The sequence below is a fragment of the Halosolutus sp. DAT137 genome (assembly GCF_059736405.1).
Map to the genome: position 1 here is coordinate 666845 of NZ_JCAQID010000001.1, position 21073 is coordinate 687917.

The window sequence follows — 21073 nt, forward strand, 5'->3', positions numbered from 1 at the left end:
AGTCAGACGGACGTCGGGACGGTACGATCGAACATGACCCAGATTCCGGGTGGACTGCGGACCGACCAGCAGCCGCCGATGGCGATTCCGCTGTGCCACTTCGTCGTCGCGCTCGGTTTTCTGGTCGGCGGTATCGTCGGGACGATCGCGATGGCCGTCACGTCGGTTCCGGGACTCGCGAATCTCGCCCAACTTCACGCGCTGTTGCTCGGCTGGGTCGGGCTGACGATCATGGGTGCGATGACCCAGTTCGTCCCCGTCTGGTCCGGCGTCACGATTCACTCGCGCCGGCTCGCGATCGCACAGCTGTGGCTCGTCACCGCCGGACTGGCCGGCTTCCTGGCCTGCCTCCTCGCCGGCGCGCTCGCGTGGCTGCCGGTCGTCGCCGCTGCGATCCTGGCTGGACTCCTGGTGTTCGTCTACAACGTCGGCCGGACGCTGTGGGTTGCCCGACCACTCGACTGTACCGAACGGCACTTCGCGATCGCACTCGGTTCCTTCGCCGTCCTCGCACCGCTTGGCTACCTCCTCGCGATCGATTTCACCACGTCGGTGTTCGACGGAACCGGATTCGCGGGAGGCGACGTACTGCTCGTCCACGCGACGCTGGCGCTCTACGGCGCGATACTCGCGACGATCGTCGGCGCGCTCGCCCAGCTCGCCCGGATGTTCACGCAAGCCGAGTTCGACCGACTCGACGATCGGCTCCTCGCGCTCGAACGGGTCCTCTTTCCGGCGGGGCTCGTCGTCTTCGCTGCTGGGAGGGGCTTCGGGTCGGAGCCAGCCGCTCGAGTTGGTGGGCTGGCGCTGCTCGCCGGCCTCGCGGCGTTCGCGATCGTCGTCGTCCGCTTGCTGCTCCACTCGACGATGGACCAGTCACCAATGACGAAGCGCTACTGGGTCGTCGCGGTCTCGATGATCGCGTGGCTTTCCCTCGCCGTTCCGGCGTGGTGGCTCGACCCAGTCAGTTACGGGACGCTCTTTGGCCACCCCGACGGGACGAACCTGCTGTTCGTCGGCGTCTTCGCGTTCGTCGTCGTCGGCTCGCTGTATCACATCGTCCCCTTCATCATCTGGCTCGATCGCTACAGCGATCGCCTCGGCTTCGAGCAAGTGCCGATGATCGACGACCTCTACGACGATCGCCTCGAACGGGCCGACTTCTGGCTGACGCTGGCGGGCTTTCTCGGACTGGCAGCGGGGCCGCTGTTCGCCCTCCCGACGGCGGTCGCGGTCGCCGGTAGCGTCCTCGTGACCGTCGGCCTCTGTCTGTTCGTCCTGAATATGCTGATAACGATCCAGCGCCACGGCCCCGGTGGGATCGCCAGCGTGTTCGTCGCTGGTATCGAATCCGGGGACGATGCGGGGTCCAGCGGCGAGTTCGAGGACGTCGAACCCGATCGATCCGGGCCGTAGCCGTTCGGAGAGACTCCTGCAACCGTTCCGGATCACCGTTACTCGCGCGGCGAAACGCCGACCTCGGGTGGGTGACGCTTCGAATTGATCGTCTCTTTGACCAGTTCGCCATACTCCCTGGCCGAAAGGTCACCCTCGTTGTACCGTTCGGCCCACTCGGCATCGATCTCAGCCGCTCCGAACGACGCCGGGGCTGCGTCCAGAACCGTGATCCCGAGTCCAACCACGTCGTATCCGGAGTCGACCAGTGCCGCGAACGCGCCCGCGATCGGGCCGATATCGTGGAGGTTTCCCTCCGCGTACAGCTCCGTGTTGATGTACTCGATCGTCAGGACTCCCTCCGATCGATCGACGGACTCGACTTCGAGCGCGTAGTCGTCGAAGGCGTCGGCGAACTCATCTTCGTGGGTGATCTCGGCGTCGGCCAGTTCCTCGATTCGTTGCTCGAGTACGGCTGTCTGCTCGGTAACTGGCAGTTCCGGCGTCAGCTCGGACGTGGGCCAGTTCCGGTTCGTCGGCAGTTCTTCGCCGATGTCCTCGGTGCAGCCGCTCAGCGCAACGATGCCCGAGAGCCCGCCCCACCGGAGCAGACGGCGTCGTGTTGCTGTCGATCGCCGCCCGTCGTCGTTTGCGGGTGGCTTTGCGTTCATACTATTCGTTCGTCGCTCCACAACCATACGGGTTAATTCTGCAAACGCCGGCATCGCACTCAAGGACGGCATTATCCTTCGTTCGAAGACATCGATGGCGCTGGAGTTGTACGACATCTTGCTGGTCCTGCTGGGGATCGTCTTGTTCGGCGTGGCCGTGCTACCGCGGGTCGCCTCCGATCGAGCGATTTCGCTCCCGATGTTCTTCGTCGCGTTCGGAATACTCGTCTACGGTCTTCCGACCGGTCTTCCGCCGCCGGACCCGCTCGAACAGGGTCACACGACCGAGCGACTCGCGGAGTTCGGGGTCATCATCGCACTGATGGCGGTGGGACTGAAGCTCGATCGCATCCCCGGGATACGGTCCTGGATGTCGACGTGGCGGCTGCTCGCGGTTACGATGCCGCTATCGATCGCCGGCGCGGCTCTGCTGGGCTGGTGGTACGTCGGCCTGTTCGTTCCGACGGCGGTACTGCTGGGTGCCTGTATCGCGCCGACCGACCCCGTGCTCGCATCGGCGGTGCAGGTAGAAGATCCCGGGGAAGGAACCGAAGCAGAGGCCGTCCCGGGTCGGGAGGGGAGAGGGGACGAGGTCCGGTTCGCGCTCTCGTCCGAAGCGGGACTGAACGACGGCCTGGCCTTTCCCTTTACCAACCTCGCGATCGCGATCGCGCTCATCGGCATCGCCCCAGGCAACTGGATCGGGGAGTGGCTGCTGATCGACGTGATGTACAGGATTGCTGTCGGCGCGATTCTCGGGATCGGTCTCGGCCGGATAATCGCCTGGGCGGTCTTCCTGACGAATCCCGACACCCGGATAGCCCGGTCGGTCCAGGGACTCGAGGCGGTCGCGGGAACGCTGTTCGTCTACGGCATCACGGAACTCGCCGGTGCGTACGGCTTCATCGCAGTGTTCGTCGCTGCGGTGGCGATTCGGGACTACGAGCGGTCACACGACTACAACGAGTCCTTACACGAGATCAGCGAACTGGCCGAGCAGACGGTGATGGCCGTCATCATGGTGTTCTTCGGCGGGGCGATCGCCGGCGGCCTGCTCGCGCCGCTGACGTTCGAGGGCCTGCTGGCAGCCGTGGCGATCGTCTTCGTCGTGCGTCCGATCGCCGGGACCGTCGGCCTGCTGTGGTTCGATCGAGACTGGAGCGAGCGAGGAACCATCGCGTTCTTCGGTATCAGGGGAATCGGCTCGTTCTACTACCTCGCACACGGGCTGAACGAGGGCGCGTTTGCCGACGCCGACCTGTTGTGGGCGCTGGTCGGGACCGTGGTCGTCATTTCGATCGTCGTCCACGGAGTCACGGCAACGCCGGTCGTGAATCGCCTCTCCGGCGACTGACGACACGCGGCCGGAGCGACCGATTCAGACCGGTCGCTCGAGAAACACCGTCGCGACGACGATCGCGTACAGGATCGCACCGATCGCCGCAATCGTCCGTCCAAGGTCCACGAGCGAGGGAGTGCCTCCGAGCAGGCCGGTTACCTCAAGACCCATTCCGGCGAGGAGTGCGATCGACGCCGCGGCAGCCGCCCGCTCGTCGACGAACCGTCGCGACGAGACGGCGGGCGGATAGAAGTGGTAAGAGACGCCGACGATCGTAAGTCCCAGAAAGCCACCCACAGCGAGTCGGTAGTGGGCCTCGTACGCGTCCGAGCCGTCGAGAGGGAGCCAACCGGTCGCGAACGAGAACCCGAGCGCGACGGCGAGGACGCCAGCGATTGCACCGGCCAGAATCGTCAAGCCGCCGACGCGACGGCGCTCGCTCCGACCATAGAGGTCGGCGTAGGAAACGGCGAAGCCGACGACCGCGAGAGCCAGTCCCGTCGCACCGAGTCGGAAGCCGAGTCCACCGCGAACGCCGTGGAAGTCGATCGCGAGCAACGCCGGTGCGATCGCGCCCGCGGGGAAGACGACGGCGACCAGTGCCGGTCGCGGCGAGACGACCAGGAGCCGAGGGAGCAGCCTGAATCCGATCGCGAACACGAGCAGCGTCGCCGTCCCGGCGGCGAGCACGTGCGTGGTCGCCGGGCCGCCCCCGACGAATGGGGCGCGAACACTCGCGTGCTCGAGAACCAGCAGCGTCGACCCCGCGAGCAAATAGAGTGCGACGACTGGGACCAGGGCGTTCGCACGGCGATCGATCGCCGTTCGGTGTGCGTCGACGCTCCCGGTTCCCGTCTCCCGTCCGGAGAGGTTCCCGCGGACGGTCCAGGCGAGACTCCCCACGAAGACGAGCGTCCCGAGGAGCCAGCACGCCGCCCCCAGAACGCCGGAAGCGTCGGGGGTCGGGCCGATTCCACCACCGCTCGCGAACTGCCCGACGGTTCCGACGATCGCCAGCGGGAGGTGGACCTTCGGCGCAGAGGGCACGGCGAGTTCGCGGGCGAAGTACGAGGGAATCAGCTGGTAGGCCTTCCCGAAGACGACGTGGAAGACGAAGCCGTAGAGACCGAGCGAGACGGTCGCCGATCGCGGGTAGCCGGCGAGAACAGCGAGGTGCCACGCGAGAAAGAAGCCGACGCCGATGCCGACGAACGCGCGGGACCAGCGGGCGATCGTCACCGAACTGCTGGCGACCATGCGATCTCAGAAGGGTGCCGGTTCGCCGTCTCCCGGGTCGTCTGTGCCGGGGTCGGCCGACTGCCCTTCGGCGGGTGCGCTACCTGATGCACCCGGAACGACCCCGGTCTCGCGGAACTCGTTTTCCAACCGTTCGAGGGAGTCGTTCAACGGGCCTTCCCGGTGGTGGGAGGGGTGGACGCGAACGCGAACCAGATCGTACTCGTGACGATCGCGACAGCCGTTCCAGGCCCGAAACGCCCCCTTGACGAGGGCGTCGGCCTGTGGACAAAACTCGGTGGTCGGGGTGAACTCGGCTCGCAACACGGTCGGGTCCTCGGCGTCATCGGCGTACCGAAAGCCGGCTTCGGGGTGGCGACGATCGAGATTGAGTTTCGCGAGGTTGTAGCCGAACGTCGCGTCGTAAACGCCGCGTTCCTCGAAGAGTTCGCGGGTAAGCGCGTGGAAGGCCGCGTGTCGCCGGCCGGAGAGCACGTCGTGGTCCGCCAGAAACGGGCCTGGGTCGGGAACGAAGTCCGCGACGAACGTTCCCCAGTCGTCGAACCCGCGATCGGTCGTCGAGTTGTCCGCGTCCCGTCCGCGTGAAAATGGGTTCATACGTGCACGTACGGACGAGCGTTCCCAGTACCCCATCCCGAACATGTGCCCGTTCTCGTTGCGGTCGCTCACTCGATCGACTCGTCGAGTTTCGTTTCCCCCGTGACGGCGTCGACGGTGACCTCGATCGGACCGGCGTCGCTTTCGAGGGAGACCGACCACGATCCGCTCGTTCGATGCGGAGTCCCTGCTACAGAGATGTCTGTGTAGCCGGCTTGTGCGGCCGCCTCGCGTGCGATACGCGTTGCCTCGTCGGCGTCATCGATCTCGATCTCGTCGGTGAGCCTGAGGGTGACGACCGGGACGTCGGCCATCCGGACGAGTCGCTCGGTGACGCTTCCGACGAGGACGCGATCGAGTCCGGTTCGTCCCTGTGTTCCCATGACGATCATATCGATGCCCTCCGCGTCCGCATACTCGAGAATCGCCTCGTGGGGCACCCCGTTCCGGATCGCGGTGGTCGCGGGAACCCCAGCGTCTTCGGCAGCGGCCTCGAGTCCGGCGACGGCTCGCTGTGCCGCCCGAGTCGCCTCGTCGCCCTCGAGAGTCCCCAACGGTCCCTCCGGAACGATCGACAGCGCGTGAACCGTCGCGCCGAAGCGGTCGGCGATCGTCAACCCGTGGTCGATCGCCCGGCGCGTGCCGTCGCTTCCGTCCGTCGGGATGAGCACGTCGTCGTACATCGTCTGCAGATCGTTGGGTCGCCGGGGGTAAATATACTCGAGTCCACACACCGTACGGAAAATCGGGCTGGCCGCCGCCGCATCGGCGACGCCGCGCGATACCCGCGTCGTCGTCCGCCCTCTCGAAAAATTACACTCGGTAAGCGAGAGTGCCAATTTACTCGAACAGTGTAAACCTTTTTTAAGATACACGGCAACGTGGATCACAGGACATGGCAAACCTTGTCACTACCGTCGCCACAGCCGTCGAGGAGCACGGGGAGAACGCCGCGATCGGATTCCAGGGTGAAGAAACCACCTACGAGGAGTTCTGGGCGCAGACCGGAGCGTTCGCCGCCGCACTCGAAGAGCGGGGGGTGGGGGCGGACGATCGCGTCGCGATCTATCTGCCGAACGTGCCGCCGTTCGTCATCGCGTTCCACGGAACCCTACGGGCCGGCGGCGTCGTCGTGCCAATGAATCCCCAGTACAAGGCCCGCGAAATCGGACACCTGCTCGCAGATAGCGAGGCCAGAGTCGTCGTCGCACTCGCGGACCTCGTTCCCTTCGTCACGGAGGTCCAGGACGAGACGTCGGTCGAGCACGTCGTTAGCGTCGGCGGCGAGGCCGAGGGCGCAACGCCGTTCGAGGAGTTCCTCGTGCGCGGCGCGCCCGGTATCATCGATCGCGCCGACGACGATGTCGCCGTCCAGCCCTACACCAGCGGGACGACGGGGCAGCCGAAGGGCGTCCAGTTGACCCACGAGAACCTGGCCTCGAACGCGAACATGGCGAACCAGCTCATCCCGGACGGCGTCCGCCCCGACGATAGCCAACTCGGGGTCCTCCCGCTCTTTCACATCTACGGGATGACCGTCGTGATGAACGCGACGCTGTTCAACGGCGGGACCTACTACGCGGTCCCGCAATGGGACGCTCAGGAAGCCGTCTCGATCGTCGAAGACCAGGAACTCACCCTGATGCACGGCGTTCCCGCGATGTACAACGACGTGATCAACCAGCCCGACGCCGAGTCGTTCGACCTCTCCTCGTTGCGACTCTGTGGTGTGGGCGGCTCCGGCATCCCCGTCGAAGTGCTCCGCCGATTCGAGGAACGCTACGATGTCAAGCTGTACGAGGGGTACGGGCTGACCGAGACCAGCCCGATCACCCACTTCAACAGCCCAATAGAGGGCCGCCGCGTCGGCAGCGTCGGCAAGACGGTTCCCGGCGTCGATTCGCGCGTCGTCGACGACGAGTTCGAAGACGTGCCGCCAGTCGAGGAGGGGCCGGTCGACGAAGACGAGGCGGATCTCGAGGAGATCACCGGCGAGATCGTCGTCGCCGGGCCGAACGTCATGAAAGGCTACTACGGCCTTCCGGAGGCAAACGAGGAGGCGTTCACGGAGGCCGACGGCAACCGCTGGTTCCACACGGGCGATCTCGGCTACCACGACGAGGACGGCTTCTTCTACGTCGTCGATCGCGAAAAGCACATGATCGTCACCGGCGGCTACAACGTCTACCCGCGGGAAGTCGAGGAATTACTCTTCGAGCACGAGGCCGTCGCGGACGCCGCCGTCGTCGGTATCCCGGACGATCGACGGGGCGAAACGGTCAAAGCTTACGTCGTCCCCACGCCCGGCTCCGATACCACGCCGGAAGAGATCAAACAGTACTGTCTGACCAGCCTCGCGGAGTACAAACACCCCCGCGAGGTCGAGTTCGTCGAGGAACTCCCGCGGACGACGACCGGCAAGGTCCAGAAGTTCAAGCTCCGCGGTCGCGACGCGTCGGCGTCGGAGGCCGAGTGATGGCACTCGGTGACGCAGTGCTCCTCGAGATCGAACCGGAGGGAGTCGCGACGATCACGCTCGACCAGCCAGACCGGCGAAACGCCCTCTCGGCGGAAATCGGCGCGGGAATCGACGATGCACTCGACGAGATCGAAGACAGCGACGCCCGCTGTGTCGTCGTCGAAGGCTCCGGCGGCGCGTTTTCCGCCGGCGGCGATATCGAGGCGATGATCGAGGGTATCCAGCGCGACCTGTCGATCGACGAGCGCGTCCGGTACCTCGAACGGACGACCAACGAGACGATCGCGCGGCTGGTCGCGTTCCCCCTGCCGACGATCGCGATCGTCGACGGGCCGGCCGTCGGCGCGGGTGCGAACCTCGCGCTAGCCTGTGACGTACAGCTCGCGACCGAAGACGCCGTCTTCGGGTTCGTCTTCCGGCAGGTCGGCCTGAGCGTCGACGCCGGCACGTCGTATCTCCTGCCGCGAGTCGTCGGTGAGAACGTCGCCCAGGAACTGGTTTTGACGGGTGACATCGTCGGTGCCGATCGCGCGGACGACCTCGGTCTCGTAAATCACGTTTACGCCGACGACGAGTTCGACGAGCGGGTCGAGGAGTTCCTCGAGACGATCGTCTCCGGCCCACCGGTGGCGATGCGACAGATGAAACGCCTCATCGGTGAAGGATTGGACAAATCGATCGAGCAGGCGCTGATCGACGAGGCGACCGCACAGGGGATCGTTTTCGCGACCGACGACCACGAGGAGGGTGCGACGGCCTTCTTCGAGGATCGCGATCCCGAGTTCGAGGGTCGGTGAGGGAGGAGAACGCGCAACTAGGATTTTATTCCGGGATGGCCTACAGACGGTATGACGACCGCAAAATGGCTGTTTTCAGCGCTTCTGCTAGTACAGGCCCACTTTGCGGCTTCGTATCTCGTTCCGCTGGAGGGAGAGGCCCAACAGGAGTTCGGCGGTCTCCTGCGGTGGGTCTGGCCCTGGAGCGATGGCGATAGCGGGCTGTTAGGCCAGATTACGATCTCGTCGGACCTGCCGCTTATCGGATTATTCCTCGCCATGATCGCGGGAACCCTCTTTTTTTGCGCTGCCCTCGCAGTAGTCGAGATCTGGGTTCCGTTCGGCTGGTGGAGACTACTGGCCGGGAGCGGAGCCGTCCTGTTGATCGTACTGATGGGGGGATTCTTTGGAGCCACGAAAGTGATGCCGATGGCTCTCAGCGTGGCCGTTTTGTGGGCCGCTGCAACCGACTGGCTCCAGTTCCTCGGGTGATGCGATAGCACCCACCCCGTGATGGTGACACTCTCAGTATGCGAACTGTGCGCTGGTACTTTCGGATCTCCTGGCGATCGCCGGCACGTGAGTACACCGATCCGTATCAGTCGCCGCCCCCGAACGGGACGAGCGTCGAGACACGCGCGTTTTCTTTGAGATCGAGACCCCCGTCGGGAACGGTCAGCGGAATCAGCGGCAGATGGGAGACCACCTGCACGGTCGGGTGAGAGCCACCGCGTGCGAGCAGTTCGTTTCGGGGCTGGAGGAGCAGCGGCCGATCGGGGTCGGTCAGGAACTCGTTGTGCTGGATCACGTAGGTGCCCTCATCGAGTTCCCACCAGCCGTACTCGTCGGCGGCGTCGCGGCGGTTGGTCGGCACCGGTTCGAGGTCGGCGTCTTCGAGTTCGTCACCGCCGAAGTCGATCTGACCCGACGCTGCGACCTCGTAGACGGCGCTCACCGTCAGATCGACGCCGTGTTCGTGGACCTGTACCGGTTCGTACACCAGATTGTCGACGATCGCCGCGAGGGGATTCTCGGCGGGCATATCGAGTGGAATGACGATTCGGAACGGGAAAAAGGATGCGTCGTGGACCGATCGATCCGGGCCTGGCGGCCGGTTACCCGGTCTGGTGATCGTCCATCGTGACGTTTCGGAACTCGAATCTGGCACCGCCGAGCGATCCCTCGGTCACCGAGACCGCCCAGCCGTGACTCGACGCGAGGCGTTCGACGATCGCCAGCCCGAAACCGGTTCCCCCGCTGTCGGTCGTGAACCCGTACTCGAACACCTCACCGCGTTGGTCGGCCGGAATGCCGGGACCGTTGTCCTCGACGAAAAAACCGTCATCCAGCGAGCCGACGCAAACCTCGACGCCCTCGCCGCGGACGGGTTCGGTTGCCGTTCGATCGCTCGCGCCGGAGTCGGTTACGGTGCCCTGATCCACGCTGTCCTGCTGAACCCGCGAAGCAGGGCTTGTCGACCCGTGGTCGACAGTGTCGTCGGCCCGTGGCCGACTGCTCGTGGATCCGTGATCCACGGCGTTCCGAAACAGATTCTCTAACAGTTGCGTAAGCGTCGATCGATCGGCCAGGATCTGCTTCGGGTCGACATCGATCGACAGCGACGCACGGCCGATATCGGAGGTTTCCCAGGCTTCTCTGGCCGTCACCTCGAGATCGAGTGGCTCGAGTGAGCCCTGTCCGTTGCCTTCGCGGGCGATCGTGAGCAGGACTTCGATCTGTTCGTCGATTCGATCGAGTGCGTGGGTCGTCTTCTCGAGGTGCGAGAGGTCGCCGGTTTCGACGGCGAGATCGGTGTAGCCGCGGGCGACCGCTACGGGGTTCCGGAGGTCGTGTGAGACCAGACTGGCGAACTGTTCGAGTCGTTGGGTCTTCGCCTCGAGTTCCGCCGCGTAGGATTCGAGCTCGGTTACGTCCCGGACGATGACAACGAATCCGTACCGCTGTCCACCGCGTTCGATCGGCGTCTCCTCGATGACGATCTTGCGATCGAGTCCGTTTCGGTGGACCGTCATCGACGGGGAAAACGAGCCGGAGTCGTCGACGATGTCGGGATAGCGGTTCGGAAGCGGTGTTTTGCCGGGAGAGGCGAGTTTCGGGAGCAAGTCGGTCGCTCGGCTGTTGTAGTCGACGATCGTCAGCGTCTCGTCGACGAGCACGATTCCCTCGCCGACGACCTCCAGTGCGGCGTCGCGGGCGAGCGGTGCGACGGCGAACAGACGGCTGTTGAACAGCGCCCACGCGACTCCGCCTCCGAACACGACCGCACCGAGGGCCGTATACTCCACGCCGGGCGCAGGAAGCACGCCGGCGATTCTCGCGATGTTCAGTCCGACGGGAAACAGGGCACCGACGAACAGCGCCGTACTCTGGACTCGCGAGACGTTTCGCGAGCGGACGACCAGCAGTCCGATCGCGGTCAGCCCGCCGAAGAGGTAGACGTACAGAAACGAAAGCAAGAACAGGTACTCGCCCGAGACGGTCGTGACCAGATGTGGAAACGGTTCAGTGGTCCACTGCGGATTCCTGCCGATCAGCCCGTGATAGCGATCGGTCATCAGGAGCGCCGGTGGAACGATCGTCGAAAGCCCGATGCCGGCGAGCGCCGGTCGCGTGAGCCAGTGATCGCGGCCGGTATAGACGATGGTAAAGACGAACCAGACGGCCGGAATGGCAAACGAAACCGGTATCCATACCAGCACCCAGAACTCCTGCCACCAGATCGCTGGGACGGAAAGCTGGACCGCGATGGTACCAGCCCAGATCGCATCGAGAATGAGTAACAGGACCATCATTCGCCCTGCGCGGTCGTCCGATCGTCGTCGGACCCACTCGGCGATTCCGAGACAGATGAGCGCCGTCACGCCGAATAACAGGACGTGGATCCAGCGTATCACAATCCGCACATCTCAAGGCGGCCTAAAGAGAATTGTGGCACCGATCGCATCCGCTGGTCGCGATCAGGATGTGCGCAACCCGGAACGCTATGCTGTTCGAGACGGACGGTCCGCTATGGACGGCGTTCTTTCCGCAGACCTCACCCGCTTCGTTCGCGCGATCGGACCCGACCCCGACGAGACGCTTCGCGAGATGGACGAATATGCCACAGAGGAAGGGTTCCCGCACGTCGGTCCCGAGGTCGGGGCCGCCCTCCGGATCGTCGCTCGGCTGGCCGACGCCGAACGGATTTTCGAGTTCGGATCCGGCTACGGCTACTCGGCGTACTGGTTCGCTGAGGCGCTTCCCGAAAACGGCGAGATCGTGCTCACCGAAGTCGACGAGGATGAACTCGACCTCGCCCGGGAGTACATGGCTCGCGGCGGCTACGACGATCGTGCTCGGTACGAACTCGGTGACGCGATGGCGACGATCGAGCGGTACGACGGCCCCTTCGAGGTCGTCCTGATCGACCACCAGAAACATCGCTACGCGGATGCCTTCGAGGCGGTCAGGTCGAAGATTCCGGTCGACGGCGTTATCGTTGCCGACAACGCGATCACGGCCGGGCCGATCGAGTTCGAGAAACTCCTGGCGCTTGCAGAAGGCGAGACGCCGGAAGCGGTCAACGAGCACACGCAAGGCATCGCGGACTATCTCGAGCGCGTCACCGCCGATCCGGCCTTCGAGACGATCGTCCTCCCGCTGGGCGAGGGGATTGCGGTGAGCTATCGTATCGAATAGGTGAGCAATCGCGGCGGATGCGCGACAGAATCAGTATTCGGTGGGTGTCTCACCGTCGAGAACCCGTTCTTCGGGGGCCTCACTCCCGGTCTGGGAGCCGTACTCTCGAAAGCCGAGAAACAGTGTCGCTCCGCAGGCGGACAGGAACGTCCCCCACGTGGTTGCAGAGATGATCAGAACGGTTGCAGTCGCCGGGCCGGGCGCGATCGCTCCGAGCGTCTCGAGTCCGATTCCGTGAAGACCGGCCACCGGAAGGAACGCGAACCAGCTGCCGAGTGCGACGAGAGCGAGTGCTCGCCGGGTGACGGCTTTCGCGTACCTGGCGAGGGCGTAGACGCCGACGATCGCCAGCACCGTCGCCCCGACCGTCGGTACGAGGGCGTCGAGTGTCCCGCCTGCGACGCCGGCAACGGCGAAACAGGCGAACGAAATGGCGAGCAGGTGTCGAACCGGACGGCGAGCGTTTGGGATCACGTCAGGCTCCGTTTGCTGGGAAGAATGTGCGATCGTACATATACCTGTTGGGCCGCGATCCGTTCCCGTGTTCTCGCGGTACACATCACGTTACTCGTCTTTGACCCGTTCCTCGGGCGACGGTCGTCCAGGATGGATTCCGTAGCTGGCGAATCCGTACAGTACCGTCATCGCGACGGCACAGCAGACCGTCCCACCGGCCACCGACTCGACGACGAGTCCGGCGGTCGGGCCGGTAAACGCGGCCCCGACGGCCGCGGCGGACTCGTCTGCGGGGGCTGTTCCCAGCGCGTACGGTAGAAACGCCGCGATCGCAACGGTCCACCAGCGTCGCGTCTGGTTGCGGAGTCGATCGACGGAGCCGTCACGGGCCGAATTAGCGACGCCGGCTACCCCGGTGGCGATCAATATCAGCGCGGGTGCCACCCGGTATGGCGACTCCAAGCCGGTATTAATTGCGACACCGACGATGACGGCAGCGACGGAACCGGCGAACAGCGGGGACCACCGAGGGGCGGACGGTCGAAACATCATCGACGACCGCTAGTCGGCTACTGTACAAAACGCTCGCGAACCGACGGCGTCGATACGTCGGATTCGTGAACGATTGTCCGTCGCGGCCGATAGCAAAGCGTGTATTACCAGTGCCGACAAGACGAACGTGAGCACGAATGCGGAACCTGACACTGGTCGAGCGGTCGATCGCGATTGGGCTGCGAACGAGTACGACAGCAGTTTCGGGGACGTCGAGATCGAACCGCTCGCCGCAGGATCCATTGGAGGAATCCTCGTGCAGTTCCTGAAGGTCGTGCAGTCCCTGAAACGACGCTGGAACCGACACGTCACGAGTCGTCCCGATCGATACCGGGCCTACGTCTCCCTGCCGACGGTGAGTGACGGGCCGTCGTCTGAGCCTCTCCACGATTGCATCGAGGCGCTCGAGTTCGTCTTCGAGGGACGAATCGATGTTTACGCCCGAATGCGCGGTCTCGCGGTCGTCTCGGATTCCGTCCCCGCAGACCAGTTCGACGAGGACGCGTTCGAGACCATCCTCGACGATATCGAGGACTGGTATCCGGAGACGTACACCGTAACCCGCCTCGAGAAGTGTCGGCCATCGAACGGCCAGCTCGTCGCGTCGTATGTCGTCGTCCCAATCAAACCGCTCTTTCCGCACACGTCGATCGATCGACAAAATAGGGTTCGAGCCGCGACGGAGTGACGGCCGCCTGCTACCGATCAGTCGTCGTCGCTCGGACCGGGACCCGGTTCGGAGCCGGGATCACGATCGGTCCGGCGAGACTGACTGCCACTCGGCTGTTCGGCACCGGTCGTTTCGGAACCGCCTCCGCCCGGTGCGACGGCGTTCGTCCGTCCCATCCACCGATCGATGTTCTCTGCGACGTAGTCTTTGCCGCCCCAGCCGAACGCGACGCCGGCACCGATCGCGACGGCGGCCGCGAGGCCCCACGCGAGCGCTCGCGCGAACACGTAGAGAATGCCCACGTCGATTCCCATCGTGTCGAGGCCGATCACGATCGCCGTAAAGTAGAGGAACATTCGGGCACCGTTGGCGAACCAGCTCGCGTAGGCGGTCTCGGTCGCTGCGCGCGTGCGCTCGATGACGTCACCGATGAAGTCGGCCACGACGAAGCCGAGAATGATGACGAGCAACCCGGCGATAAACGCCGGCAGGTAGGAGACGGCCGTCGAGACCCACTCCGATAGCGTCGGAATCGCGAGCGCGTTCGCGGCCGCGAGGATTGCCAGACCGTAGACGAACCACTTCGCGAGCGATCCGAACGCGCTGGAGACGGCCCGTTCCGTGCCGCCGAGTATGCGCCCGATCGGCGTTTCGAGGACCAGGCGATCGAGTTCGATACCGTCGGCGAGTCGTCTGACCGCGCCCGCGGCGATCCGACCGATAATCCAGCCGATGAGGAGGATGACGATCGCACCGACCAGACGCGGGAGGAAGACGATGAGTTCTGCGACTGGGTCCTGAAGCCAGTCGGGGACCTGTACCTGTTGGGCGGGTATCGGGTGTACCATACATGGAACCGGTGTCCCGCACCGGGCTTTGTAATTGAGTGGCTATTAAAGTGTCGTGAAAATAACCTATCGTGGCTGAAGACGACGGCTCGATTGAAGTGTCCGTTAACCCGAATTGCGCGTCGTGCGTACCGTGGCGGATCGATGGCGGAGGCGATTCTCCGGCGAGTGAGATTCCAGTGGCGAGTCGCGACGACAGTCTCGCCTGCTACCGATAAGCGACAGTTGGCAGTCTCGCTGCGATCCGTGCGTACGGTCACGCCACGGCGGTTCGCAACGCAGAGACTGCACTTCGTCGTACGTACCGAGTTTCATTCATAACCCGCAGGCGACCGATCGCTCTCTCACCGTCCGTAGCGAGAGGGGAACTCCCCGGTCAGCCCCTCCGGACGTCCGATCGCTCCTCGGGTGACGGCTACCGCGGCAGAACCGACGATACGACGTCGGAATCGATCGAACTGGGGACCAGACGGCACAGAGACAGTCCGACGAGTGTCGCCTCTCCTCGCGTTCTCCGGTCATTCCGGTAATGAACGGTTAGCTCACCGGTGCCTGCAGCTTCCGGGAGCGGACCTATTCACGCCGCTCGGACCCCGAGTCGACGCGCGACGCCGGAACGAGATCCGCGGTCGGCTGTGCGTCGAGCCACTCGAGTAAGGCGACGAGTTGGTCCGTCGCGGCCTCGAAGAGCCGCTGGCCGATTTCGGGCGTCGCGTCGGTCTGGTCACCGAAGACGCCGTTCGGACTGTTCTCGATGCAGTCGTAGAACGTGTGTGCACCGTGGACCCGTTCGGCGTCGTCGTCGAACACCGCGCCGCCGTCGCGGGCCTCCTCGAGTCGATCGTCTCGGACGAGGTCCCCAGCGATGTGCATGATCATCGCCGTCTCCTTCGGGCCGCCGTGGGGACCGGGCGTCTCGAACACCTCCTCAATGAGGTCCGGAATGGACTCGTCCCACATCCACTCGATCGCGTAGGCCGTCTCGTCCTCGTACAGTCGCCGTCCGACCTCCCGGAGGTGGGCGACGTTCCCGCCGTGGGCGTTGACGTAGACGATGCGATCGATCCCGTGATACGTAAGATTTCGCGAGAAGCTCTCGACGAAGTCCCGGAAGACGGGCGCGTCGACCCACATGGTCCCGGGAAACTGCCGGTGGTGGGAACTGACGCCAATCCGAAGCGGCGGCGTACAGAGGACGCCGGTGCGATCGGTCGCTTCGCGCGCAAGCGCTTCGGCGATCAGGTGGTCGGTCCCTTCGGGGAGGTGGGGACCGTGCTGCTCGGTCGATCCAACGGGAACGACGGCGAGCGATTCGTCCGCAGCCGACTCGGCGAGATCGGGCCAGGTCTCGTGTGGAAGGTACATACGTTTCGATACACCCGCGTTCGCAAAACATCGGTGGCCGATCGCCACTCTCGAGACTGACGCGAGGGTGGGTCGCGACCGCGGTCTGCACGGCGTTCGGACCAAACCGCGGCGGCCTCGAACCGACGGCTGCGAGACGTATGATAAACCTTAATAGATTTAGGCAGTTGAGTTATTATATGGCAGTCGTAAGCGTCTCCATGCCCGACGAACTGCTCGAGCGACTCGATCAGTTCGCCGACGAGCACGGGTACACCGGCCGAAGCGAAGTCGTCAGGGAAGCCTCGCGAAATCTGCTCGGCGAGTTCGAGGACACCCGACTGGAAGACCGCGACCTGATGGGCATCGTCACCGTCCTCTTCGACTACGAGACCACGAGCGTCGAAGAGCGAATGATGCACCTGCGCCACGAACACGAGGATCTCGTCGCCTCGAACTTTCATAGCCACGTCGGCGATCACTACTGCATGGAACTGTTCGTCCTCGAAGGCGAACTAGAGGACATCTCGACGTTCGTCGGCAAGATCCGCGCGACCAAAGACGCGCTGACCGTCGACTACTCCGTCACGCCCGTCGATAGCTTCGATCCGATTTCTCAGGACGCCTGAGAGGTACGCTTATACCGTGGTACCCGCGATCGATCGCGGACACCCGAGCAGCATAGTTTTACTGTCGTCGAGACGAAGAGGCCAGTATGTCTTACCGGAAAGTCAACTACGAGGAGGTCGATCAGGTCTCCAGTGCGATGCACTTTCTCAGCGAGCCGCTCGAAACCGAACGCGTCGGTGTGACGGTCGCTCGTTGCGATCCCGGCTGGAACAGCAAACCCCACGACCACACCGACAACGACCACGAAGAAGTGTACGTGCTAATCGAGGGGGACGCGACGGTGATCGTCGACGACGACCCCGTCGAGATGGAGACCGGCGATGCGCTGTGGATTCCGCCCGAATCGACGCGACAGATCCAAAACGGCGATCGAGAGAGCGCGTTCGTCCTCGTCAGCGCTCCCAGTATCGGGGACGACGACGGCGACGGCGACGAGTGGCTCCTCTCCGGATTCGCCGGCTAGGTCGGTCGCGCCCCGACGGTTTAGTAGCCGCCCGTCGTGGTCGGTGACGGGTGAGCGTCGATTTACTCGAAACACCACGCGGTCATCTCGCTTCTCATTTCGATTCTCGCCGTCTACGCACTCCCACCGATCGGCGTCGGTGGAACGATCGTCCCCGGTACGATCGTCGTCGCCTACGGAACCGCCCTCGGCGTGTTCGTCGATTTCGATCACTTCCTCATCGCGCGGTTCAAAACGGGCAGCTGGGACGCGCTCCGGTTCTGTCTTCGGACGCCGACCGCGGCCGTCAGCGACCAGGACCGGATCTTCGACCCCGGGGACGTTGGCGTGCTCTCGCGGCTCCTGAGCCACCTCGTGATCGGCGGTGTCGTCGTCGCCCTCGCTGCCGCGGTGAGCGTCCCGCTCGCGATCGTCACGGGCCTCGTACTCTACTGTCACCTTCTCTGTGACGTCGCCTGGGACATCTGGCGACTGGATCAGCACGCCGACTTGCCGACGGACGACCTCCTTCGAGCGCTCAGATGAGCGGCACGGAACCGTAAAGCGATCACCCACTGACGACGGCCGGCCTTGCAACGTTGCCCACCGGCTATACAAACGCTGACACCAACAACCGTGATATGGACCTGCTCGACGACAGCATCGTCCCGGAGCACGCACACGACATCAAAGCCGAGGCCCGCGAGTTCGCCCGCGAGCACATCGAACCTAACGCCCAGGAGTACTTTCAGGCGGGTGAGTACCCTCACGACATCCTCGAAGCGGGTCAGGAGGCAAATCTGGTCGCTCAGGATATCCCGGAGGAGTGGGGCGGTCGAGGTCTAGATTTGCCCCAACTGCTCGCGCTCACCGAGGAGTTCTACCGGGCGGATGCGGGTATCGCCTTGACGCTCCAGCTCGCGAGTTTCGGCTGTGAGATCACCTACGAGTACGGCTCCGACGAGCAATGCGAGGAGTACATCCGGCCGGTTGCGGCGGGCGAACAGATTTCGGGACTCGCGGTCTCCGAACCCGAGACGGGAAGCGACCTCGCGGGGATGCAGACGCGTGCCGAAAAGGATGGCGACGAGTACGTTCTCAACGGCGAGAAGTACTGGATCGGTAACGGGGTCGAAGCCGACTGGATAACCCTCTACGCGCGCACCGGCGACGACGAGGACAACCGCTACGGGAATCACTCGATGTTCATCGTCCCCACCGACACGAACGGCTACGAGGCCGAACACATCCCCGAGAAGATGGCGATGCGCGCCTCGAAACAGGCCCACATCACGTTCGACGACTGCCGGATCCCCGAGGAGAACCTGATCGGCCACGAGGGGGCCGGGTTCATGATGCTCGCCGATTTCTTCAATCACGGCCGCGTCATCGTCTCCGGCCACGGTCTCGGGCTTGCCGCGGCCGCGATCGAAGAGGCCTGGGAGTTCACCCACGACCGCGAGGAGTTCGGCCGGACGATCAACGAGTTTCAGGCGGTACAGCACGGACTCGCGGACATGCTCATCGAGTTCGAAAGCGCCCGCGCGCTCACCTGGCGCGCTTGTGAGAAGGTTCACAACCGAACCAACGCCGGCTACTGGGCCGCGATGGCCAAGACGAAGGCGACCGAGACCGCCGTCGAGGTCTCGGAACAGGGGATGCAGTTCCACGGCGGTCGATCGATCTTAGACGAGCGCCGGATCGCCCGCGTCTACCGAGACGCACGGATCCCGGTCATCTACGAGGGGGCGAACGAAGTCCAGCGAAACCTCGTCTACGGGCAAGCGAGGTGAAGACGCGGACGGCATTCCGCCGCCTGTCAACCGATTGGTCGAAAGAACAATCAGTCACCCCGTCATTCGTGGACGTAGACGCAAGGCTGCTGCAGTGATGGAGGTGTCTGACTATATCGAACCCGACTCGTATGAACCGACCGCACGTCCTCTGTGTGAGCAGTGACCGCTCGACGCGGGCCTCGGTCACGCTGGCACTGACGGAGACGCCGGCCAACGTCGTTATCGCCCAGGAGACGGCGACGGCGGTCGACCGACTGCAGGAGGAGGGAGAATCGATCGATGCGATCGTTGTCGACGCAGGGACGATCGAGAACGTCTCCGAACTCGTCGACGCAGTCGAGTCGACGGCACCGGAGACGCCGACGTTCGTCCACTGGGGCGACGAGACCGCCGACTCCGTCGACGTACTGACGGAAGTGGTCGCACGCGCCGACGGAGACGATTCGATGGGCCGACTGGCGGCTGCGGTAACCGACGGGATCGAAACCGATGGCGACACCAATGGAGGCACCGAAACCGCCAGCGGTGAAGACGCGATCGTTCGCGGCGGCACCGCCGACCTCGACACCCTCGTCGGCTCCGTCAGGCGACGAGTGGCGGACGCGACCTCGCCGTTGACCGTCGAACAGGTACTTCGCGGGGAGTTCACCGACAGCGATCGGTTCACGTTCGCCTGGGTCGGCGAGTACGACCGCGGCGAGCGCGAGGTCGTCCCGTGGCTGACCGACCCCGACGCGATGGTGTGGCCGATGCAACGGACGTTCAGCATCGGTAGCGGGCGCTATCCACCGCTCGAGCGAACGATGCGTAGCCGAGAGTTGCAGGTCTGTTCGGACGTCGTCAGCAATCAAAGCGCCGTTCCGTTTGGCGACCATGCGGCCGACCACGAGGTCGAATCCGTCGCCGTCGCGCCGCTCGCCTCGGACGACGAGTTCTACGGCGTGTTCGTCATCTACGCCCCCGGACCGCTGTCCGCACCCGAGCGAGACGCGATCGCCTCCGTGGCCGACACCGCCTCACACATCCTCGATTCGATCTCGATTCGCGGCCGTATCGACCAGCAAGCGCGGACGCTTCACCGGTACGAGCGACTCGTCGAGACTGCGGGCGACGGCATGTACGTCGTCGACGCCTCGGGACATCTCATGACGGTCAACAACGCGCTCGTCTCGATGACTGGCTACAGCCGGGAAGGCCTGCTTGGCGAACACGTCTCGTTGCTGTTCGAGCAAGAAGACATCGAGGCCAACGAGGAGACGACACAGCAACTGCTCACGGGCGACGACACCACGGCAGTACTCGAGATGACTCTTGCCACGAAATCCGGCTCGAGGATTCACTGTGAAGTCCAACTGGCCGTCCTCGATCGAGACGGCGAGTCTCTCGGCTCGGTCGGGGTCGTCAGAGACATAACAGAACGCAAACGCACCGAGCGACGACTCCGCGAGCAAAACGAGCGTCTGGACGCGTTCGCATCGATCGTCAGCCACGACCTTCGGAACCCGCTGAGCGTTTCGCAGGGATACCTCGAACTGCTCGAAGAGACCGGATCGATCGACCACGCCGCGGACGTTCGGGACGGGCTCGATCGGATGGAGTCGATCATCGACGACGTCCTCGCGATCGCCAGAGACGGCGAGTGGGCGACCGACGTCGAATCCGTCGACCTCGAGACGATCGCAACCGAAGCGTGGGAAAACGTCTCGACGGAGGAGGCGACCCTCTCAGTCGAGGAATCGATGACGTTCGACGCCGATCGATCGCAATTCCTGCGGCTGCTCGAGAACAGTTTTCGAAACGCAGTCGAACACGGCGGGAACGATCTCTCGATCCGTCTCGGTCCGATCGACGAAGCGTCGGGCGGGACGGACACGAACTCGGCTGCGGTCCCTGCCGGTTTTTTCATCGAAGACGACGGGTCAGGACTTCCCGAGGAGATGCGTGGCCGCCTCTTCGATCCGTCGGTCTCTTCGTCGTCGTCTGACGGACTCGGGATCGGTCTCTGGGTGGTCAGAGAGGTCGCCACCGGCCACGGCTGGTCGGTTACGGCGACAGAAAGCGAGACGGGGGGTGCGCGCTTCGAGTTCGAACGATAGCCAGACGAGACCCTTCAGGTGTGAGA

Annotated in this window: 22 protein-coding genes; 12 read left to right on the forward strand and 10 right to left on the reverse strand. The window is 64.2% G+C overall.

Annotated elements, in window-relative coordinates:
* Nucleotides 1-33 precede the first annotated feature (33 nt).
* Entirely contained in the window at nt 34-1416 is a 1383-nt protein-coding gene (locus tag AC6I6L_RS03250) for a hypothetical protein (RefSeq protein WP_497916278.1), read from the forward strand.
* Between the two features lie 38 nt (nt 1417-1454).
* Here the strand turns inward: AC6I6L_RS03250 and AC6I6L_RS03255 are convergent, their stop codons facing one another.
* A complete protein-coding gene (locus AC6I6L_RS03255; RefSeq protein ID WP_497916279.1) occupies nt 1455-2066 on the reverse strand; it encodes a DUF8159 domain-containing protein in 612 nt (203 codons plus the stop codon).
* 94 nt (nt 2067-2160) lie between these two features.
* Between AC6I6L_RS03255 and AC6I6L_RS03260 the strand changes: the two genes are divergently transcribed.
* Complete coding sequence (locus AC6I6L_RS03260; protein WP_497916280.1) at nt 2161-3420, forward strand: cation:proton antiporter; 1260 nt, start codon at nt 2161-2163, stop codon at nt 3418-3420.
* 24 nt (nt 3421-3444) lie between these two features.
* Here the strand turns inward: AC6I6L_RS03260 and AC6I6L_RS03265 are convergent, their stop codons facing one another.
* Genes AC6I6L_RS03265 through AC6I6L_RS03275 form a run of 3 tightly spaced genes read right to left on the reverse strand, consistent with a single transcriptional unit; the run spans nt 3445 to nt 5942 of the window.
* Nucleotides 3445-4662 carry a hypothetical protein gene (locus AC6I6L_RS03265; protein ID WP_497916281.1) on the reverse strand — a complete coding sequence of 406 codons (1218 nt, stop codon included), beginning with the start codon at nt 4660-4662 and terminating at the stop codon, nt 3445-3447.
* 6 nt (nt 4663-4668) lie between these two features.
* Nucleotides 4669-5304: a DUF7998 family protein gene (locus tag AC6I6L_RS03270; RefSeq protein ID WP_497916839.1), complete on the reverse strand. Its 636-nt coding sequence runs from the start codon at nt 5302-5304 to the stop codon at nt 4669-4671.
* 23 nt (nt 5305-5327) lie between these two features.
* Nucleotides 5328-5942, reverse strand: coding sequence for a universal stress protein (locus AC6I6L_RS03275; RefSeq protein WP_497916282.1), 615 nt, complete (start codon nt 5940-5942; stop codon nt 5328-5330).
* 212 nt (nt 5943-6154) lie between these two features.
* On the opposite strand from AC6I6L_RS03275, the gene AC6I6L_RS03280 reads away from it, so the two are divergent.
* The 3 genes from AC6I6L_RS03280 to AC6I6L_RS03290 are packed head-to-tail and all read left to right on the forward strand — an operon-like array spanning nt 6155 to nt 9006.
* Nucleotides 6155-7735 (forward strand): long-chain-fatty-acid--CoA ligase, encoded by a 1581-nt coding sequence (locus AC6I6L_RS03280; RefSeq protein WP_497916283.1) that lies wholly within the window; start codon nt 6155-6157, stop codon nt 7733-7735.
* Nucleotides 7735-8535, forward strand: coding sequence for an enoyl-CoA hydratase-related protein (locus AC6I6L_RS03285; protein ID WP_497916284.1), 801 nt, complete (start codon nt 7735-7737; stop codon nt 8533-8535). The genes AC6I6L_RS03280 and AC6I6L_RS03285 overlap by 1 nt, the downstream gene beginning before the upstream one ends.
* Nucleotides 8536-8586: 51 nt before the next feature.
* Nucleotides 8587-9006, forward strand: coding sequence for a hypothetical protein (locus AC6I6L_RS03290; protein ID WP_497916285.1), 420 nt, complete (start codon nt 8587-8589; stop codon nt 9004-9006).
* A 106-nt stretch (nt 9007-9112) separates the two neighbouring features.
* Here the strand turns inward: AC6I6L_RS03290 and AC6I6L_RS03295 are convergent, their stop codons facing one another.
* Together AC6I6L_RS03295 and AC6I6L_RS03300 are read right to left on the reverse strand one after the other, a co-directional pair.
* Entirely contained in the window at nt 9113-9556 is a 444-nt protein-coding gene (locus AC6I6L_RS03295) for a dCTP deaminase/dUTPase family protein (RefSeq protein ID WP_497916286.1), read from the reverse strand.
* A gap of 73 nt (nt 9557-9629) precedes the next feature.
* A complete protein-coding gene (locus AC6I6L_RS03300) occupies nt 9630-11429 on the reverse strand; it encodes a sensor histidine kinase (protein WP_497916287.1) in 1800 nt (599 codons plus the stop codon).
* Nucleotides 11430-11544: 115 nt separating this feature from the next.
* On the opposite strand from AC6I6L_RS03300, the gene AC6I6L_RS03305 reads away from it, so the two are divergent.
* Complete coding sequence (locus AC6I6L_RS03305; protein ID WP_497916288.1) at nt 11545-12213, forward strand: O-methyltransferase; 669 nt, start codon at nt 11545-11547, stop codon at nt 12211-12213.
* Nucleotides 12214-12243: 30 nt separating this feature from the next.
* Here AC6I6L_RS03305 and AC6I6L_RS03310 read toward each other — a convergent pair whose 3' ends face one another.
* Both AC6I6L_RS03310 and AC6I6L_RS03315 read right to left on the reverse strand, forming a co-directional pair.
* A complete protein-coding gene (locus tag AC6I6L_RS03310) occupies nt 12244-12687 on the reverse strand; it encodes a hypothetical protein (RefSeq protein ID WP_497916289.1) in 444 nt (147 codons plus the stop codon).
* A 90-nt stretch (nt 12688-12777) separates the two neighbouring features.
* On the reverse strand, nt 12778-13218 hold the full coding sequence (locus AC6I6L_RS03315) for a DUF1467 domain-containing protein (RefSeq protein WP_497916840.1): 441 nt from the start codon (nt 13216-13218) through the stop codon (nt 12778-12780).
* Nucleotides 13219-13348: 130 nt separating this feature from the next.
* Here AC6I6L_RS03315 and AC6I6L_RS03320 point away from each other — a divergent pair, with 130 nt between their 5' ends.
* Complete coding sequence (locus AC6I6L_RS03320) at nt 13349-13909, forward strand: hypothetical protein (RefSeq protein WP_497916290.1); 561 nt, start codon at nt 13349-13351, stop codon at nt 13907-13909.
* Between the two features lie 17 nt (nt 13910-13926).
* On the opposite strand, the gene AC6I6L_RS03325 is transcribed toward AC6I6L_RS03320, so the two are convergent.
* On the reverse strand, nt 13927-14739 hold the full coding sequence (locus tag AC6I6L_RS03325; RefSeq protein ID WP_497916291.1) for a mechanosensitive ion channel family protein: 813 nt from the start codon (nt 14737-14739) through the stop codon (nt 13927-13929).
* A 573-nt stretch (nt 14740-15312) separates the two neighbouring features.
* On the reverse strand, nt 15313-16104 hold the full coding sequence (locus AC6I6L_RS03330; RefSeq protein WP_497916292.1) for a creatininase family protein: 792 nt from the start codon (nt 16102-16104) through the stop codon (nt 15313-15315).
* 179 nt (nt 16105-16283) lie between these two features.
* Between AC6I6L_RS03330 and nikR the strand changes: the two genes are divergently transcribed.
* The 5 genes from nikR to AC6I6L_RS03355 all read left to right on the forward strand — a co-directional run bounded on the left by nikR (nt 16284) and on the right by AC6I6L_RS03355 (nt 21047).
* A complete protein-coding gene (nikR, locus tag AC6I6L_RS03335) occupies nt 16284-16712 on the forward strand; it encodes a nickel-responsive transcriptional regulator NikR (RefSeq protein WP_497916293.1) in 429 nt (142 codons plus the stop codon).
* Between the two features lie 86 nt (nt 16713-16798).
* Complete coding sequence (locus AC6I6L_RS03340; RefSeq protein WP_497916294.1) at nt 16799-17176, forward strand: cupin domain-containing protein; 378 nt, start codon at nt 16799-16801, stop codon at nt 17174-17176.
* Between the two features lie 96 nt (nt 17177-17272).
* A complete protein-coding gene (locus tag AC6I6L_RS03345) occupies nt 17273-17701 on the forward strand; it encodes a hypothetical protein (RefSeq protein ID WP_497916841.1) in 429 nt (142 codons plus the stop codon).
* 95 nt (nt 17702-17796) lie between these two features.
* Nucleotides 17797-18948, forward strand: coding sequence for an acyl-CoA dehydrogenase family protein (locus AC6I6L_RS03350; protein ID WP_497916295.1), 1152 nt, complete (start codon nt 17797-17799; stop codon nt 18946-18948).
* Between the two features lie 131 nt (nt 18949-19079).
* The gene (locus AC6I6L_RS03355) at nt 19080-21047 is read left to right on the forward strand and encodes a PAS domain S-box protein (RefSeq protein WP_497916296.1); all 1968 of its coding nucleotides are present in this window, start codon (nt 19080-19082) and stop codon (nt 21045-21047) included.
* Nucleotides 21048-21073: the final 26 nt, after the last annotated feature.

Bases quoted from the DNA above. Each gene is read 5' to 3' on its own strand.
- AC6I6L_RS03250 (WP_497916278.1), top strand. From the start codon at position 34: ATGACCCAGATTCCGGGTGGACTGCGGACCGACCAGCAGCCGCCGATG.
- AC6I6L_RS03255 (WP_497916279.1), bottom strand. From the start codon at position 2,066: ATGAACGCAAAGCCACCCGCAAACGACGACGGGCGGCGATCGACAGCA.
- AC6I6L_RS03260 (WP_497916280.1), top strand. From the start codon at position 2,161: ATGGCGCTGGAGTTGTACGACATCTTGCTGGTCCTGCTGGGGATCGTC.
- AC6I6L_RS03265 (WP_497916281.1), bottom strand. From the start codon at position 4,662: ATGGTCGCCAGCAGTTCGGTGACGATCGCCCGCTGGTCCCGCGCGTTC.
- AC6I6L_RS03270 (WP_497916839.1), bottom strand. From the start codon at position 5,304: ATGTTCGGGATGGGGTACTGGGAACGCTCGTCCGTACGTGCACGTATG.
- AC6I6L_RS03275 (WP_497916282.1), bottom strand. From the start codon at position 5,942: ATGTACGACGACGTGCTCATCCCGACGGACGGAAGCGACGGCACGCGC.
- AC6I6L_RS03280 (WP_497916283.1), top strand. From the start codon at position 6,155: ATGGCAAACCTTGTCACTACCGTCGCCACAGCCGTCGAGGAGCACGGG.
- AC6I6L_RS03285 (WP_497916284.1), top strand. From the start codon at position 7,735: ATGGCACTCGGTGACGCAGTGCTCCTCGAGATCGAACCGGAGGGAGTC.
- AC6I6L_RS03290 (WP_497916285.1), top strand. From the start codon at position 8,587: ATGACGACCGCAAAATGGCTGTTTTCAGCGCTTCTGCTAGTACAGGCC.
- AC6I6L_RS03295 (WP_497916286.1), bottom strand. From the start codon at position 9,556: ATGCCCGCCGAGAATCCCCTCGCGGCGATCGTCGACAATCTGGTGTAC.
- AC6I6L_RS03305 (WP_497916288.1), top strand. From the start codon at position 11,545: ATGGACGGCGTTCTTTCCGCAGACCTCACCCGCTTCGTTCGCGCGATC.
- AC6I6L_RS03315 (WP_497916840.1), bottom strand. From the start codon at position 13,218: ATGTTTCGACCGTCCGCCCCTCGGTGGTCCCCGCTGTTCGCCGGTTCC.
- AC6I6L_RS03325 (WP_497916291.1), bottom strand. From the start codon at position 14,739: ATGGTACACCCGATACCCGCCCAACAGGTACAGGTCCCCGACTGGCTT.
- AC6I6L_RS03330 (WP_497916292.1), bottom strand. From the start codon at position 16,104: ATGTACCTTCCACACGAGACCTGGCCCGATCTCGCCGAGTCGGCTGCG.
- nikR (WP_497916293.1), top strand. From the start codon at position 16,284: ATGGCAGTCGTAAGCGTCTCCATGCCCGACGAACTGCTCGAGCGACTC.
- AC6I6L_RS03340 (WP_497916294.1), top strand. From the start codon at position 16,799: ATGTCTTACCGGAAAGTCAACTACGAGGAGGTCGATCAGGTCTCCAGT.
- AC6I6L_RS03350 (WP_497916295.1), top strand. From the start codon at position 17,797: ATGGACCTGCTCGACGACAGCATCGTCCCGGAGCACGCACACGACATC.
- AC6I6L_RS03355 (WP_497916296.1), top strand. From the start codon at position 19,080: ATGAACCGACCGCACGTCCTCTGTGTGAGCAGTGACCGCTCGACGCGG.